Source organism: Hydrogenophaga sp. (assembly GCF_030373225.1).
GTDB lineage: Bacteria > Pseudomonadota > Gammaproteobacteria > Burkholderiales > Burkholderiaceae_C > Hydrogenophaga.
The window spans coordinates 1-15728 of record NZ_JAUCZG010000027.1 but is presented as its reverse complement, the minus strand read 5'-3'; the positions used below and the strand labels follow the sequence as shown (position 1 = coordinate 15728).

At 67.3% G+C, this 15728-nt stretch carries 13 protein-coding genes; 8 read left to right on the top strand and 5 right to left on the bottom strand.

The window, feature by feature from the left end:
* Window positions 1–6 precede the first annotated feature (6 nt).
* The 7 genes from QUV35_RS14440 (at window position 7) to urtE (ending at window position 7163) form a co-directional block, all read left to right on the top strand.
* Window positions 7–966, top strand: a complete 960-nt coding sequence (locus QUV35_RS14440; RefSeq protein WP_300875466.1) for an alpha-E domain-containing protein — start codon at window positions 7–9, stop codon at window positions 964–966.
* 216 nt (window positions 967–1182) lie between these two features.
* Entirely contained in the window at window positions 1183–2472 is a 1290-nt protein-coding gene (gene urtA / locus QUV35_RS14435; protein ID WP_300875463.1) for an urea ABC transporter substrate-binding protein, read from the top strand.
* A gap of 160 nt (window positions 2473–2632) precedes the next feature.
* On the top strand, window positions 2633–4228 hold the full coding sequence (urtB, locus tag QUV35_RS14430; protein ID WP_300875460.1) for an urea ABC transporter permease subunit UrtB: 1596 nt from the start codon (window positions 2633–2635) through the stop codon (window positions 4226–4228).
* A gap of 59 nt (window positions 4229–4287) precedes the next feature.
* A complete protein-coding gene (gene urtC / locus QUV35_RS14425; RefSeq protein ID WP_300875567.1) occupies window positions 4288–5472 on the top strand; it encodes an urea ABC transporter permease subunit UrtC in 1185 nt (394 codons plus the stop codon).
* Entirely contained in the window at window positions 5469–6344 is an 876-nt protein-coding gene (gene urtD / locus QUV35_RS14420) for an urea ABC transporter ATP-binding protein UrtD (RefSeq protein WP_300875457.1), read from the top strand. The genes urtC and urtD overlap by 4 nt, the downstream gene beginning before the upstream one ends.
* Window position 6345: 1 nt before the next feature.
* Window positions 6346–6471, top strand: a complete 126-nt coding sequence (locus QUV35_RS14415) for a hypothetical protein (protein ID WP_300875454.1) — start codon at window positions 6346–6348, stop codon at window positions 6469–6471.
* Window positions 6471–7163 carry an urea ABC transporter ATP-binding subunit UrtE gene (gene urtE, locus QUV35_RS14410; RefSeq protein WP_300875451.1) on the top strand — a complete coding sequence of 231 codons (693 nt, stop codon included), beginning with the start codon at window positions 6471–6473 and terminating at the stop codon, window positions 7161–7163. The genes QUV35_RS14415 and urtE overlap by 1 nt, the downstream gene beginning before the upstream one ends.
* An 18-nt stretch (window positions 7164–7181) precedes the next feature.
* Here the strand turns inward: urtE and QUV35_RS14405 are convergent, their stop codons facing one another.
* The 3 genes from QUV35_RS14405 to QUV35_RS14395 form a co-directional block, all read right to left on the bottom strand.
* A complete protein-coding gene (locus QUV35_RS14405) occupies window positions 7182–8114 on the bottom strand; it encodes a tripartite tricarboxylate transporter substrate binding protein (protein WP_300875565.1) in 933 nt (310 codons plus the stop codon).
* 107 nt (window positions 8115–8221) lie between these two features.
* On the bottom strand, window positions 8222–9835 hold the full coding sequence (locus QUV35_RS14400) for an indolepyruvate oxidoreductase subunit beta family protein (RefSeq protein ID WP_300875449.1): 1614 nt from the start codon (window positions 9833–9835) through the stop codon (window positions 8222–8224).
* A 2-nt stretch (window positions 9836–9837) separates the two neighbouring features.
* Window positions 9838–12003, bottom strand: a complete 2166-nt coding sequence (locus tag QUV35_RS14395) for an indolepyruvate ferredoxin oxidoreductase subunit alpha (RefSeq protein WP_300875446.1) — start codon at window positions 12001–12003, stop codon at window positions 9838–9840.
* Window positions 12004–12104: 101 nt separating this feature from the next.
* Between QUV35_RS14395 and QUV35_RS14390 the strand changes: the two genes are divergently transcribed.
* A complete protein-coding gene (locus QUV35_RS14390; RefSeq protein WP_300875443.1) occupies window positions 12105–13022 on the top strand; it encodes a LysR family transcriptional regulator in 918 nt (305 codons plus the stop codon).
* 1 nt (window position 13023) lies between these two features.
* Here the strand turns inward: QUV35_RS14390 and QUV35_RS14385 are convergent, their stop codons facing one another.
* Both QUV35_RS14385 and QUV35_RS14380 read right to left on the bottom strand, forming a co-directional pair.
* Window positions 13024–14703 (bottom strand): tetratricopeptide repeat protein, encoded by a 1680-nt coding sequence (locus QUV35_RS14385; protein WP_300875439.1) that lies wholly within the window; start codon window positions 14701–14703, stop codon window positions 13024–13026.
* A 116-nt stretch (window positions 14704–14819) separates the two neighbouring features.
* Window positions 14820–15647 carry an urease accessory protein UreD gene (locus QUV35_RS14380; RefSeq protein WP_300875436.1) on the bottom strand — a complete coding sequence of 276 codons (828 nt, stop codon included), beginning with the start codon at window positions 15645–15647 and terminating at the stop codon, window positions 14820–14822.
* Between the last annotated feature and the right edge of the window lie 81 nt (window positions 15648–15728).

The following is a 15728-nucleotide window of genomic DNA, read 5'->3' as shown; positions in this document are numbered from 1 at the left end:
AAAAAAATGCTGTCACGCACCGCCGACCACCTCTTCTGGATGTCCCGCTACACCGAGCGCGCGGAGAACACCGCCCGCATGCTCGATGTGAACTACCAGACCTCGCTGCTGCCGCAGTCTGCCGCGGTGGCCCAGGTGGGCTGGGAAGGCCTGCTGGTCATCAGCGAGCTCATGCCGGCCTACAACAAGAAGTACGGCGAGGCCATCACGCCGCGCAACGTGCTCGACTTCATGGTGCGCGACGAGTCCAACCCGTCGAGCATTGCCACCTGCCTGAAGGCCGCGCGTGAAAATGCCCGCGCCGTTCGCGGCGCGCTCACCACCGAGCTGTGGGAAACGCAGAACCAGACCTGGCTGGAGCTCGGCCGCATGCTCAAGAGCAAGAACTTCGAGCGCGACCCCAGCGAATTCTTCGAGTGGGTCAAGTTCCGCTCCCACCTCTCGCGCGGCGTGGCCATCGGCACCATGCTGCAGGACGAGGCTTTTCACTTCTACCGCATGGGCACCTTTCTGGAGCGCGCCGACAACACCGCGCGCCTGCTCGACGTGAAGTTCCACGCGGTGCACAGCGACTTTTTCGGCGCCGCCAGCGAGCTCGATCAGGAGTACGACTTCTACCACTGGAGCGCCATCCTGCGCAGCGTCAGCGGCTTCGAGGTCTACCGCAAGGTGTACCGCGACGTGATCTCGCCCGAGCGCGTGGCCGAGCTGCTGATCCTGCGCGCCGACATGCCCCGCAGCCTGGCCGCCAGCTTGAACGAAGTGGTCAACAACCTCACCGTGGTGTCCAACGACCTGTCGGCCGAGACCTTGCGCCGCGCCGGCAAGCTCAAGGCCGACCTGCAGTACGCCCGCATCGACGAGATCCTGGCCACCGGCCTGCACGCCTTCCTCACGCAGTTCCTCGACCGGGTGAACGAGTTGGGCGGGCGCATCAGCAAGGACTTTCTGGTGCCGGCGGGCTGAGCGCCTGGCAGCCCCGACAACCAAGGCCAGCCCCGTGCTGGCCTTTTTCCTGGAGCTCGACACCTCCGTGTTCCAAGGACGTACGCCACCCGGCGTACATACAGGCTCAAGGGGCTTGCCTAGCATCCGGTTGTCCGCTGAGCCACGTCCGAAGAGGGCAGCCGGCGGCGCCCACACAAGCCCCTCACGGGAACCCTGGAACACTGGAGAAGCGCCATGTCGACACCCTCAAACGCCCGCCGTTTTACCCTCAAGACCCTGTCCGCCGCTGCCGTGGCCGTCACGCTCGGCGGCCTGTCCAGCCTGCCCGCCCACGCCCAGGAGACCATCAAGGTCGGCGTGCTGCACAGCCTCTCGGGCACCATGGCCATTTCGGAGACCGTGCTCAAGGACACGGTGCTGATGGCCATTGACGAGATCAACGCCAAGGGCGGCCTGCTGGGCAAGAAGCTCGAGCCCGTGGTCGTGGACCCGGCCTCCAACTGGCCGCTGTTTGCTGAAAAGACCAAGCAGCTGCTGACGCAGGACAAGGTCGCCGTCATCTTCGGCTGCTGGACCTCGGTCTCGCGCAAGTCGGTGCTGCCGGTGGTGGAAGAGGCCAACGGCCTGCTGTTCTACCCGGTGCAGTACGAGGGTGAAGAGCTCAGCAAGAACGTGTTCTACACCGGTGCTGCGCCCAACCAGCAGGCCATTCCGGCGGTGGAATACCTGATGAGCAAGGACGGCGGCTCGGCCAAGCGCTGGGTGCTGCTGGGCACCGACTATGTGTACCCCCGCACGACCAACAAGATCCTGCGCGCCTTCCTGAAGTCCAAGGGTGTGGCCGATGCCGACATCATGGAGGAGTACACCCCGTTCGGTCACGCCGACTACCAGACCATCATTGCCAAGATCAAGAAGTTCTCGTCCGAAGGCAAGAAGACGGCCGTGGTCTCCACCATCAACGGCGACTCCAACGTGCCGTTCTACAAGGAACTGGGCAACGCCGGCCTGTCCGCCAAGGACGTGCCTGTGGTGGCTTTCTCGGTGGGTGAGGAAGAGCTGCGCGGCGTGGACACCAAGCCGCTGGTGGGCCACCTGGCCGCCTGGAACTACTTCATGAGCATCAAGAGCCCGGCCAACACCGAGTTCGTCAAGAAGTGGAGCGCCTACGCCAAGGCCAAGAACATCCCCGGCCACAAGGACAAGCCACTCACCAACGACCCGATGGAAGCCACCTACATCGGCATCAACATGTGGGCCCAGGCCGTGACCAAGGCCAAGTCCACCGACACCGACAAGGTCATCGCCGCCATGGCCGGCCAGACCTTCAAGGCGCCGGGTGGCTTCACCAGCACCATGGACAAGGAAAACCACCACCTGCACAAGCCGGTGTTCATCGGCGAGATCAAGGCCGACGGCCAGTTCAACGTGGTGTGGAAGACGCCCGGCCCGGTGGTCGCTGATCCATGGAGCGACTACATCGCCGAGAACAAGGGCAAGAAGAACGTGCCCGAGAAGAAGTAACACCCCCCTGCGCCGCTGACGCGGCTTCCCCCTTCTCTGGCGCGCCTTCGGCGCTGGGAGGGGGGACGGCATCTGGGGCCGGCGCAGCCGGACCCTCGATGCCTGCGGGATGGCGGGCCTGCGCGCCTCTGTGATTGCTTTTGTCGGCTGAGGAATTCACATGACGATTCGTTGGCTCCGTTTGGTGGGGCTGTGTTTGGTGATCGGGATGGGCGCAAGCACCACCCACGCCCTCACGCCGGCCGACGCATTGGCCCTGGTGGACGGTGACACCGGCGTGCGCATCGACACGCTGAACAAGCTCGCCGCCGACCCCGATGAAAAGGCCTCGGCGCTGATCCGGGCGATGGCGGCCGAGGCCGTGCGAGTGCAGGGCGAGCGGGTGTTCATCGTGGAGGACGACGGCGCCGTGGACGCCGTGACCGGCGAGAAGCTGCCGCTGCCCGACGACGCGGGCGACATCATGATCAACAACCGCCTGCGCAGCGCCATGGAGAGCGCGCTGGCCGGCATGGAGCTGGTGGGCGCACCGCCCGAGCGCCAGCGCGAGGCCGCGCGCACCCTGCAGCGCAGCGCCTTTGAAGAACCCGACATCAGCCAGCTCGCACTGATCGACAAAGCCCTGGCCGGCAACCTGGACGCGCAGGCGCGCCAGAGCCTGGAGCTTGCGCAGGCCGCGGTGTTGCTCGCCAGCGAAGATGCGACCCAGCGCCTGGCTGCCGCGCAGAAGCTGGGTGAGGCCAAGCTGCCCATCGTGCGGCCGCTGCTGCTGCAGCAGATGGAAACCGAAACCAGCGCCGAGGTGAAAGCCGCTCTGGCCGATTCACTCGAAGGCATCGACCGCATGCTGGCGCTGGGCAACACGCTGGCCCAGGCCTTCACCGGCATCAGCCTGGGCTCCATCCTGTTGCTGGCCGCGCTGGGCCTGGCCATCACCTACGGGCTCATGGGTGTGATCAACATGGCCCACGGCGAGCTGATCATGATCGGCGCCTACGCCACCTGGCTGGTGCAGGTGTTCTTCCGCCAGTCGCTGCCCGCGTATTTCGACTGGTACCTGCTCGCGGCCCTGCCGATCGCCTTCATTGCCTCGGCGCTGGTGGGCGCGGTCATGGAGCGCACCGTGATCCGCTTTCTGTACGGCCGACCGCTGGAAACCTTGCTGGCCACCTGGGGCATCAGCCTGGTGCTCATGCAGGGGGTGCGCAGCCTGTTCGGGGCGCAGAACGTGGGGGTGGAGAACCCGAGCTGGATGAGTGGCGGCGTCACCTTGCTGGGCAACCTGAACCTGCCCTGGAACCGCATCATCATCATCGGCTTCGCGGTGGCGGTGCTGGTGGGCGTGACGCTGCTGATCACGCGGACCCGCCTGGGTCTGTTCGTGCGTGGTGTCACGCAGAACCGCCCGATTGCCTCGTGCATGGGGGTCAACACCGCGCGCATCGACACCTACGCCTTCGCGCTGGGATCGGGCATCGCAGGACTGGCCGGCTGCGCGCTGAGCCAGATCGGCAATGTGGGCCCCGACCTGGGTCAGAGCTACATCGTGGACTCGTTCATGGTGGTGGTGCTCGGCGGCGTGGGCCAGATCGCCGGCACGGTGTACGCCGCGCTGGGCCTGGGGATGCTCAACAAGTTCATTGAAGGCTGGGCCGGCGCGGTGCTGGCCAAGATCGCGGTGCTGGTCTTCATCATCATCTTCATCCAGAAGCGGCCGCAAGGCATCTTTGCGATGAAGGGCAGGGAGGCCACATGAGCACCAGCAAGGGTACCGTTCGCCCTGAGTCCGAGGGTGGCTCCGGCCGGGTGGAGGTCATGTTGCCGCAGGCCGGACCGCTGCTCACCCGCGGCGGCTGGAGCGCCTTCGTCGTCGCCCTGTTGGTGGTGTGTGCCGTGGCGCCGCTGCTCAACCTGTTCGTGCCCGAAGGCAGCCCCTTCCACCTGAGTGGCTACATGGTCGGCCTGCTCGGCAAGATCATGTGCTACGCCATCTGCGCCCTCGCCATGGACCTGATCTGGGGCTACACCGGCATCCTGAGCCTGGGTCACGGCCTGTTCTTTGCGCTCGGCGGCTACGTCATGGGCATGTACCTCATGCGCCAGATCGGGCTCGATGGCAACTACAAGAGCGAGCTGCCCGACTTCATGGTGTTTCTCGACTGGAAGGAGCTGCCCTGGCATTGGGCGCTGTCGGACAGCTTCATCGCCACCCTGCTGCTGGTCGTGCTGGTGCCCGGCCTGGTGGCCTTCGTGTTCGGCTACTTCGCCTTCCGCTCGCGCATCAAGGGCGTGTATTTCTCCATCATCACGCAGGCGCTCACCTTTGCCGCGCTGCTGCTGTTCTTTCGCAACGAGACCGGCTTTGGCGGCAACAACGGTTTCACCGATTTCAAGCGCATCCTGGGCATTCCCCTGGCCACGCCCGGCATGCGCATGACGCTGTTCATCCTCACCGGCCTCACGCTGCTCGGCTTCTATCTGTGGGCGCGCTGGCTGGTCAACAGCAAGTTCGGCCGGGTGCTGCAGGCCGTGCGCGATGCCGAGAGCCGCGTGATGTTCTGCGGCTACAACCCGCTGCCCTACAAGCTCACCATCTGGACCATCTCGGCGGTGATGTGCGGCATCGCCGGTGCCTTGTATGTGCCGCAGGTCGGCATCATCAACCCCGGCGAGATGAGCACGGCCAACAGCATCGAGATCGCGATCTGGGCCGCGGTGGGCGGGCGCGCCACCCTGATCGGCCCCATCGTGGGCGCCTTTCTCGTCAACGGCGCCAAGAGCTGGCTCACCGTGAGCTTTCCCGAGGTCTGGCTGTATTTCCTGGGCGCGCTGTTCATCGTGGTCACGCTCTTCATGCCGCAAGGCGTGGTGGGGCTGGTGAAAAAACTGCGTGGACAGAAAGGGGGCAGCGGTTTCGCCGCCGGGCCGCCCCCAGGCGAAGCCAGCCCCCCGGGCGGGCAGCGACCCGTGCCAACGGCGGAACGTGGTGGCCATTCATGACACCCGACCTGATGGAAGAGGGCGCGCAGCGTCTGCAGCAGAGCACGGCCACCGGCCCCGCAGGCAACACCGAGTCGGGCGGTCGCGCGGCCGGCTTCTCGCGGCTCGTGGTGCCCGGCCAGGTGGACACCACGCACGGCCGCATCCTGTACCTCGACGGTGTGAACGTCAGCTTCGATGGTTTCAAGGCCATCAACAACCTGAGCCTGGACATCGCGCCTGGCGAGTTGCGCTGCATCATCGGCCCCAACGGCGCGGGCAAGACCACGATGATGGACATCATCACCGGCAAGACCCGGCCCGACTCGGGCCAGGTGTTCTTTGGCAGCACCATCGACCTGCTGCGTTACCGCGAAGCCGAGATCGCAGCCATGGGCATCGGGCGCAAGTTCCAGAAGCCCACGGTGTTCGAGCACCTCACCGTGTTCGAGAACCTCGAGCTGGCCCTGGCCACCGACAAGGGCGTGCGCCGCTCCATGGTGTTTCGCCTGACCGGGCAGGAGAAAGACCGGCTCGGCGAGGTGCTGCAAACCATCCACCTCACCGACAGCGCAGCCCGCCTGGCCGGCAACCTGAGCCACGGGCAGAAGCAGTGGCTGGAGATCGGCATGCTGCTGATGCAGGACCCGAAGCTGCTGCTGCTCGACGAACCCGTGGCCGGCATGACCGACGAAGAAACCGAGCGCACCGCGCAGCTCTTCCTCACCTTGAAGGGCAAACACTCGCTGATGGTGGTGGAGCACGACATGAGCTTCATCCGCACGATTTCGGAGAAGGTCACGGTGCTGTGTGACGGCGCGGTGCTGGCCGAGGGCACGCTGGACGAGGTGCAGGCGGATGAGCGGGTGATCGAGGTTTATCTGGGACGCTGACATGGCATATCCGTTCGCCCTGAGCCTGTCGAAGGGTCTTTCTCCGATCGTCCTGAGCTTGTCGAAGGGCTTTGTGCAACCGTGGCACGAGGGCTTCGACAAGCTCAGCCCGAACGGAGTTTTGTGATGCTCGAAGTCAAAGACGTCAACCAGTACTACGGCGGCAGCCACATCCTGCGCAACGTCAATCTACAGGCCGAACTCGGCCAGGTGACCGTGGTGCTGGGCCGCAACGGCGTGGGCAAGACCACGCTGCTCAAGTCGCTCATGGGCCTGGTGCCGATCAAGAGCGGCAGCATCACGCTCGACGGTGTTTCCATCAGCGGCGCCACGCCGTACGAGCGCGCCCGCCTGGGGCTGGGGTTTGTGCCGCAAGGCCGTGAGATCTTCGGACGCCTCACGGTGCACGAGAACCTGCTCATGGGGCTGGCCAGCAAGAAGGGCAACACGCCCATTCCGCCGGAGCTGTTCGATCTGTTCCCGGTGCTCAAGCAGATGCTGGGCCGGCGTGGCGGAGATTTGTCGGGCGGTCAGCAGCAGCAGCTCGCGATTGCGCGTGCGCTGGCGGCCGGCCCGAAGCTGCTGATCCTGGACGAGCCCACCGAAGGCATCCAGCCCAACATCATCAAGGACATCGGCCGCGTGATCCGCATGCTGGCCGACCGCGGCAACATGGCCATCGTGCTGGTGGAGCAGTACTACGACTTCGCCGAAGCGCTGGCCGACCGTTATGTGGTCATGGAGCGCGGCGAAGTGATTGCCAGCGGCCCCGGCAGCGAGATGCAGACCAGGGGCGTGCGCCAGCTGGTGGCGATCTGAGCCCGTGGCCAGCGGGTCTCATTCCGCCGTGATCTTGCGCTCCTTGATGATCGCGCCGAAGCGCTGCGAATCGTCCGCGCCGCGCTTGCCGAACTCGGCCGGCGTGAGTGCCAGGGCTTCTCCACCCAGGGCCGTGATGCGGTCTTTCACCGCCGCGGTGGCCAGGATCTTGTTGATTTCCGTGTTGAGGCGCGTGACCACGGCCGCGGGTGTGCCCGCGGGTGCGTAGAAGCCGAACACCGAGTCGGCGTCGAAGCCCTTGAGGCCCACCTCGTCCAGCGTGGGCACATCGGGGAACAGGGGTGAGCGCTTCATGCTGCCCACGGCCAGCAGTTTGGTGCGGCCGGCCCTGGCGTGCGAGAGGCCGATGCCCGGGTCGAAGTAATAGTCGATCTGGTTGCCCATGAGGTCGGTGAGCGCGGGAGCGGCGCCGCGGTAGGGCACGTGCACCGCGAACAGGCCGGCCTGGCTCTTGAACATTTCGCCCGCGAGGTGGGGCGAGCTGCCGTTGCCCGCCGAGCCATACACCAGTCGGCCCGGGTTCGCCTTGATCAACTTGATGAGGTCCTGCACGTTGTTGGCTTCCAGCGTGGGCTTGCCCATCAGGTAGACCAGGATGCGCGCGGCCGATGCCACCGGGGTCAGGTCCCTGGCTGGATCGAAGGGCATGTTTTTGTAGATGTGCGGGTTCACCGACACCATGCCGCCCGAGCCCATGAGCAGCGTGTGGCCGTCGGCCGGTGCCTTGGCCACCGTGTCACCGGCGATGTTGCCGTTGGCCCCGGCGCGGTTCTCCACCACCACGGGCTGACCGAGCGCGGCGGCCAGCGGTGTGGACACCAGCCGCGCGATCTGGTCGGCCGCACCACCGGGCGGGAAGCCCACCACGACCCTGATCGGCTTCTCGGGCCAGGTCTGCGCCAGCGCTGCGGGCGCGCCGGCCAGCGTCATGAGGCCCAGGGCGGTGGCGGCGGCCAGGTGCCAGCGGCGCGAAGGGGGGGTGCTGTGTTTCATGTCTGTCTCCTTGTTGGTCTTGCGTGGCGGGGGAACGGAAAAGTTCAGTGTGGCGTAGCCGCCTTCACTTTCAATCGGGGGTTGTGCTGCCACCGGATCGGCTGGGCCTTCACCGGTCGTGCGGGCGCGCCGTGTTGCTGCAGCGCCCGATCGAGTGCCTGGCCGGCTTCGTCGCTCAGGGCCGCGCTGCGGGCAGCGGCCACAGCACGGCAACGTTGCGCCGCGCTGCCCGGGTCGCCGAGCGCCGGCAGGGCGAGGTGGTCGATGATGTGCAGCAGGTTGTCCTTGCCGCGTTCGTTGGTGCTGCCGTAGCCCTTGATCAGCCGGCCGCACAGCGCGACCTCGTGGCCCAGCTGCCAGTGGATCGATGTGAGCTGCACCACCGCTGTCAGCCAGCGGTCGATGAGGGCCTGCTCGGCCTGGAAGCGGCTGCCCATGGGACGCAGGCGTTTCGTGGCGGCCAGGCCGCGCAAGGCCAGCATGCCCAGCACCGAGTGCGTGCCGATCTTCAGCGGCAGCGCCCAGGGCGCCTGGCCGGCGGCCACGCGTCTGCGGTCCCAGGCCAGCACGCGGCGGGCCAGGCCTTCGGGCAGCATGGCGGCGAACTCGGGCGCGCCGGGCTTGAAGTGGTCGACCACCCGCAGCAGGTCGTCGTTGCCGGCCTTGGCCTCCGCGCGCACGCGGGCCTGGCGGCTGGCGCGGCTCTTGAGGTCGGCCACCAGCACGATGTCGTCGAACGCCATCCACAGCGCCACCCAGCGCGCCATTTCCACCGTGGTGCTCCAGCCGTGTTCGCCCTGCGGGTCGGTGCGCTTCTCGGCCTCGAGCACGCGCCGCAGCCGGGCTGCGTAGTGCGTGCCGTAGGCCGCGTTCTGGTAGTCGCACACACGGGCATGGCCCAGGGCCATGAGCGGGTGCACTTCGGGTGGGAACTCGCGCGCCAGCGCGGCGGGCAGGCTGGGTGTGGCGGGGGTGGGCTCGGGTGCGAGCACCTGCTCCACATACGCGGCCTGAGCGCGCTGGGCCTGCACCGCGTCGAAGGCGAGCGCGAAGCCGCGCAGGCTGGCCTGGGCGCTGGCACCCCCGGTGCCGATGGCGGCTTCGAAGTCCTGCCGCGCCATCGGCAGCAAGCCGCTGCCGGCGATCGCGCCCAGCATCACCGCGCTGACCACGGTGCCGGCCTGCTTGGTGAGCGCGGCCATGTCGAGCACATGGCGCGCGCGGCTGTGGGTGTTCACCAGGTCGATCAGTTCGGCCGCATCGCGCCGGCCGTCGCCCATCACCATCTTCTCGCCGGTGGTGAGTGCCCGGGCCGACGAGGTGATCACCAGCGTGTGGCTGTCCGAGCTCAGGCCGTTGGTGATCTGGCGGCCGGTTTCCAGCAGCTCGGACGACACCAGCGCATCGAGCCGCCCGGGCAGCGGGTTCAGGCCGAAGACCGGCCGGCGCCCGCCCAGCCCGGCCATGGGCACCGGAAACACTTCCATGTAATAGGTGGTGGCGCCGGTGCGCTGCGCCACGCCGGGGATCGACGTGGCCTGGGCCGCATAGCCGGCGTGCCGCGCGGCCTCCACCAGCCAGTCGGTGAGGATGCCGCCGCCTTCGCCGCCGAGGGCGCAGAGCAACAGGGAGATGGGTTGTTGAGCGTGGGGGTTCATGGTCAAGCGGGCTGAAGAAGGCGCACAACACGGCTGCGCAGCGAATGGATCAGGCGCTCGTGCCAGCTGGGGTTCTGCACCACCTCGGCGCGGTAGAACGAGGGACACAGCGTGGCCGCGTGCGCGTTGGCGCCGCACAGGCCGCAGCCCACGCAGCCGTCGATGACGGTGGCCACCGGGTCGACCTTGAGCGGGTCGGGGTTGTCTTTCAGCGTGAGCGTGGGGCAGCCCGAGAGGCGGATGCAGGCGTGGTCGCCGTTGCACACGTCTTCATCGACGCCGTATTTCACGCGCACCACCCGCTCACCCTTCTTGAGCAGGTTGGCGATCCAGGGCTTGATGCGGCGCTGGCGTTCCAGCTGGCATTCGCCTTCGGCGACGATCACCTTGAGGCCTTGAAACGGCGTGCTGAAGGCCTCGGTGAGCGTGGCGCGCATGGTGTCCACCTCGTAGGTGTTCACGGTGCGCATCCACTTCACGCCCAGACCCTTCAAGGTGCTCTCGATGGTCTGGTCGGTGTGGGCCAGGCTCTGCGCCTTGTCGCTGGCCGCGTCCTTGGCGGCGTCACCGGGGGTGGAGATGATGTCCTGCGTGCCGGTGGCCGAGGTGTAGCCGTTCTTGAAGATCAGCAGCACCGCGTCGTCGCCGTTGAAGAGCGCGCTCTGCACGCCGGTGAGCAGGCCGTTGTGCCAGAAGCCGCCGTCGCCCATCACCGACAAGACGCGCCGCTTCATGACCGGCGACACACCGGCGCGGCTGGCCAGGCTCATGCCGTAGCCCAGGATGGAATGCCCAAACGAAAACGGCTCGAAAGTGGCCAGCGCGTGGCAGCCGATGTCGCCCGCGATGTGCACCGGGCCGGTGTCTTGCTGCGCGAGCTTGAGGGCCGAGAACACCGGGCGTTCCGGGCAGCCGATGCACATGCCCGGCGGGCGCGCAGGCAGCGGGGCCGAGAGTTGTTGCACCGACTCGGCGCGCCGCGCCTGGTTGCCCTGCAGCCAGCCGCGCGCGGTTTCCGTCACGGCTTGCGTGGCCGGGTCCTGCAGGTAGCGGCCCACAAACCTGGCCAGGCCGTTGGCCATCACCTCGGCGGTGTACTCGCCGGCGTTGGGCAGCATGTCCTTGCCGTGGAGTGGCGTCTGTATGTCGAGCCGGCGCAAGAGCGTGGCGAGTTCCTGCTCGATGTACTCCGGCTGGCCTTCTTCGAGCAGCAGCACCGCGCGCTTGCCCAGACAGAAGTTCGTGAGCTGCTCGGGCACCAGCGGGCAGGTGACGTTGAGCACCAGCATGGGAATGGCGGTGTCGCCAAACGCATCGGCCAGGCCGAACTGCTGCAGCGCACGGATCAGTGTGTTGTACAAGCCGCCCTGCACGACGAGGCCCAGGTCCTTGTGCTCACCGTCGAAGAACTCGTTGAGGTCGTTCTCCACGATGTAGCGCCGCGCCGCCGGAATGCGTTCGTCGCCCTTGAGCTTCTCGTGGCGGAAGGTCACCGGCGGGTGGGCCAGGCGGTTGTAGTCGAAGCTCGCGGGCTCGTCGATGAGGGTGTGGCGGGAGAGTGCTGGCCGGACGTTGTCCTTGGTCACGAAGCTGCCGCGCACGTGGCAGGCGCGGATGCGCAGCTCCATCAGCGCCGGCATGTTCGACGCTTCCGAGAGACGGAAACCCTGCTCGACCATGTGCACCATGCGCGCGAGATCGGGGCGCGGATCGAGCAGCACCATGCTCGACTTGAGCGCATAGGCGTGCGTGCGTTCCTGGATCACGCTCGCTCCCTCGCCGTAGTCTTCGCCCACCACCACCAGCACACCGCCGGTGACACCGGGCGAGGCGAGGTTGGACAAGGCATCGGCCGCCACATTGGTGCCGACGATGGACTTCCAGGTCACCGCGCCGCGCAGCGGGTAGTGGATGGAGGCGCCCAGCATGGCGGCGGCCGAGGCCTCGTTGGAGCACGCCTCCACATGCACGCCGAGTTCGTCCATGTAGGGCTTGGCCTGAACCATCACGTCGAGCAGGTGCGACACCGGCGCGCCCTGGTAGCCGCCCACATACGACACGCCCGACTGCAGCAGCGCCTTGGTGATGGCGAGGATGCCCTCGCCATGGAAGGTGTCGCCGTCCCCGAGCCGCAGCGACTCGATTTCCTGAGTGAATGAAACTTCCAAGGTCCTGGTCTCCGGTGCGCCACGGCCGGCGGGTGGCGGCTGGGCCACTGAGTATCGGCAGCGCGGCTTCATCGATCAATACAATGAACGCACTAAGCGACATGAACCTCATGCATATCAAGGACCTCGACCTGAACCTGCTGCGCCTCTTCAACGAGGTGTACCGCGCCGGCAGCGTGAGCCGGGCCGCCGAACACCTGGGCTTGACCCAGCCGGCGGTGAGCCACGGCCTGACGCGGCTGCGGCTGCTGGTGAAGGACCCGCTGTTCGTGCGCGCACCGGGCGGCGTGAAGCCCACGCCCAAGGCCGTGGCGCTGGCCGAGGCGGTGCAGGGCGCGCTGGCCACGCTGGCCAGTGCGCTGAGCGAATCGAGCGGCTTCGACCCGGCCAGTTCGCGCCGCCTGTTCCGCCTGCACATGAGCGACATCGGCGAGAGCCGCTTTCTGCCCGAACTCATGGCCCGGCTCCAGCAAGATGCCCCGGGCGTGCGCGTGGCCACGCGGCCGGTGCCGCACACCGGGCTCAGCCACGCGCTGGACAGCGGCGTGATCGACTTTGCGTTCGGCTTTCTGCCGCAGGTGAAAGACACCCAGCGCACCGAGCTGCTGCAGGACCGCTACGTGGTGCTCATGCGCAGCGGCCACCCGATGCGCAAACTGCTCGATCGCCTGCGGGGGGCGAGCCTGCTCAAGGCCCTGCACCAGCTCGACTTCGTGGCGGTTCGCACCCACAGCGACACCTTGCGCATCCTTGCGCAGACCGGCCTGCAGGACCGGCTGCGCCTGACCACCGAGCACTTCATGGTGCTGCCCTCGATCGTTCAGGCCACCGACCTGTGCGTGGTGATGCCGGGCAACATCGCGCAGGGTTTTGTGCAGACGGGTGGCTGCGTGGTCGTGCAGCCTGCGTTTGTCGACCGGGGCTTCACCGTGTCCCTGCACTGGAGCCACCGGTTCGAAGGCGACCCGGACAACCGCTGGTTTCGCGAGCAGGTGCTCGCGCTCTTCGCCGAACGCTGAGTCAGCGGCCGCTGCCGAGCAGACCTTCGGTGGACGGAGCCTTGTACCCCGCGGGCAGCGACACGCCGCCCGGCGTGGCCACAGCGCCGGTGTGCTCGCCCAGGCGGGAATGCTGCGCGGTGGTGCGGTAGCGCTCGCGCAGGGCGTCGGTGCGCTCGTTCAGCGCCGCAAAGTCGGCAATGCGCACGGTGTAGCGCTGCAGCACCTGGTGGGCCGACTCGATCAGCTTGGCGTTGAGCGTGCGTTCGCCGTCTTCGAGCAGTTTGAGCACCGTGCCCTGCGGGTCGCCCTTGATGCTCAGCGTCATTGCCTGCTCGGTCATCTTCAGGATCTGGCTGTGCGCGCTGCGCACCCGCTCGGCAAAACCCTGCCCGCCGGAGGCCGCGCAGGCCATCAGTTCGCTCATCGCCTTGCTGGTGCAAAAGCGCAGCGCCAGCGTGTCGAGCGCGGCGTCCGATTCGTTCAGGGCGATCGATCGCATCTGCAGGCGGCTCATCAGGGCGATCAGGTTGCAGGCGGTCTCGAAGTCGAAGTCGGGGCTCAGGGCCTCGTCGGCCAGGCGACGCACATCGTCCTGGGCGCGCGCCGTGTGTTGCTGCTGCAGCGCGAGCAGGCTCTCGGCCATGCCCAGCAGGCGGTGGGGTCGGGCCGGCGCATGGCTGCGGTCGCGCAGCCGGGTGAGCTGGTCCACCGTGCGCGCCAGGCCGCGCTGGTCGTTGTTGTCCAGCCGTGCAAAGGCCAGCAGCAGCAGGGCCTGGGCGTCGAACATCTTGGAGTCCAGGCCCAGCCGCGTGGCGCGGTCGAGCAGCTCCACGCCCTCGCTGCGTTCACCGGTGTAGTAGGCCAGCATGCCGTGCTTGAGCAGGCGGGTGATGGAGGAGGGCGTGAGCTTCGTGGCCATCTGGTAGGTGCTCAGCGCGCTCTGGAAGTTGCCCAGCTCGAATTGCGCCCGGCCCATCACTTCGTAGGCATCGGCATAGGCGTTGTCGTCCTGGATCAGGCTCTCCAGCGTGGTCACGGCGCGTGCCGGTTGACCACCTTCGAGCTGCGCGCGCGCCACCCCCAGGCGGGCCCAGGGCAGGGTCTTGGCGGCGATCACGGCTTCGTAGAGCTTCTGCGCGTCGCCGATGTCGCCATTGCGCAGCAACAGCTCGGCGCCGATGCGTGCCGCATACAGCCAGTAGCTGCCCCGCGCCTCGAACCGCTCCAGGCACAAGGCCGCGGCGTGTTCGAAGTCTTCCGCGTCGATGGCGGTGAAGATGGCTTCGAGCGCCTTCTTGCGCTCGCGCGCCATCATGATGCGGTCGCTCAGGCGCGCGCCGGTGTGGGGTTTGAGCAGGTAGGCGTCGAGCGCCGATTCGGCGGCCTCGGCCACCTTGGCATACGAAGCCTCGGCCGTGACCATGATGAAGACCGTGTAGAACGGCAGCAGCTGGTTGCGGCGCAGGTCGTCGAGCAGGTCCTGGCCCGACATCGAGTCGCGCTCGAAGTGCTGTTCGCAGATCACGACGTCGTAGCGGTTGACCTCCAGCTTGCGACGCGCATCGACCAGCCGGGAACATTGCGACACCGTGCCCACACCGAGTTCGCGCAGTTGCGACACGAGGATCGAACGCGACTGGAGGTTGCCCTCGATGACGAGCGCGTGAGCGTCTTGCAGGTGGTTCGCAGCGATGGGCATGGGGTGGTTCGGGGCGCGCGCAGGGCGCACCCTTCAATGGCAGGCCCATTGTGCGCACGGCCTGCCCCGGCTGATGCACCGATCAGACGGGGCTTTGCACCCCATTTCGGGGCGGCTCACACCTTCCAGATGCGCGGCGGGGTGCTGCCCAGCTGCCAGGCCTCGGTGCGCAAGCTCGCCCAGACCCGCTGGAACAGCGCCATGAGGGGCTCCACCAGCGGGGCCACCGCCCGCACCACCAGCATGCGCGGGTTGGGGCAGGTGGCGCCCACCTGCACACCGTGTTCGCCCTCCAGCACCGCGCGCACCGACGCCAGCAGGTGTTCGCGGCGTTCGCGCGTGAGCGGTGTGCCGGTGGCCAGCCAGAGCGTGCCCATGCATTTGTGGCCACCCAGGCCCAGCGGAGATTCGAGCAGGCGGGTGTCCGCTGCGTCGATGCGCGAGCGCTCCAGCCACAGGCCCGGAATGTCCAGCTGCTGGGTCAGGCTGCCACGGTCGAACGCCTGGCCGGCGTTGGGCAGCCCGAGCGCGCAGACGTCCCAGCCGATCATCTCGGCGCCGTCGGCCAGCGTGGCGCGCAGCGAGTTGTGGGCCAGGCAGCCCGGGTAGGCAATGGCCTCCAGTGGCAGCCATTCGAGTCGGGCGCCTTCGTCCAGCACGAGGGTGACCTGCTGCGAGGCGCTCGGGCCGTCGCTTCTGTAGAAGCGCGTGGCCCCGGGCGTTGCGAGCAGGCCGTGGGTGTGCGCCGCCGCCTGCACGTTGACCTCCAGCACATCACCGCCCACCAGCCCGCCGGGCGGGTGAATGATCACGTTGTGGCAAATGCCGCTGCCTTCGGGGTAGAGGCTCTTGAAGATGCGCAGCGGACCGGTGTGGTGGTGCTGCAGCACGGTGCGCTCGCCGTCGCGGCGGTAGTGGAGGTCGAGTTGGGCGTGCCAGGGCATGCAGCGAGTTTAGGGGTTGGGTCGGGGACTAGATGTGAAGAGTCAAGAGGTTGTTTCTTGACGAGCTGAGTCTGGACATGG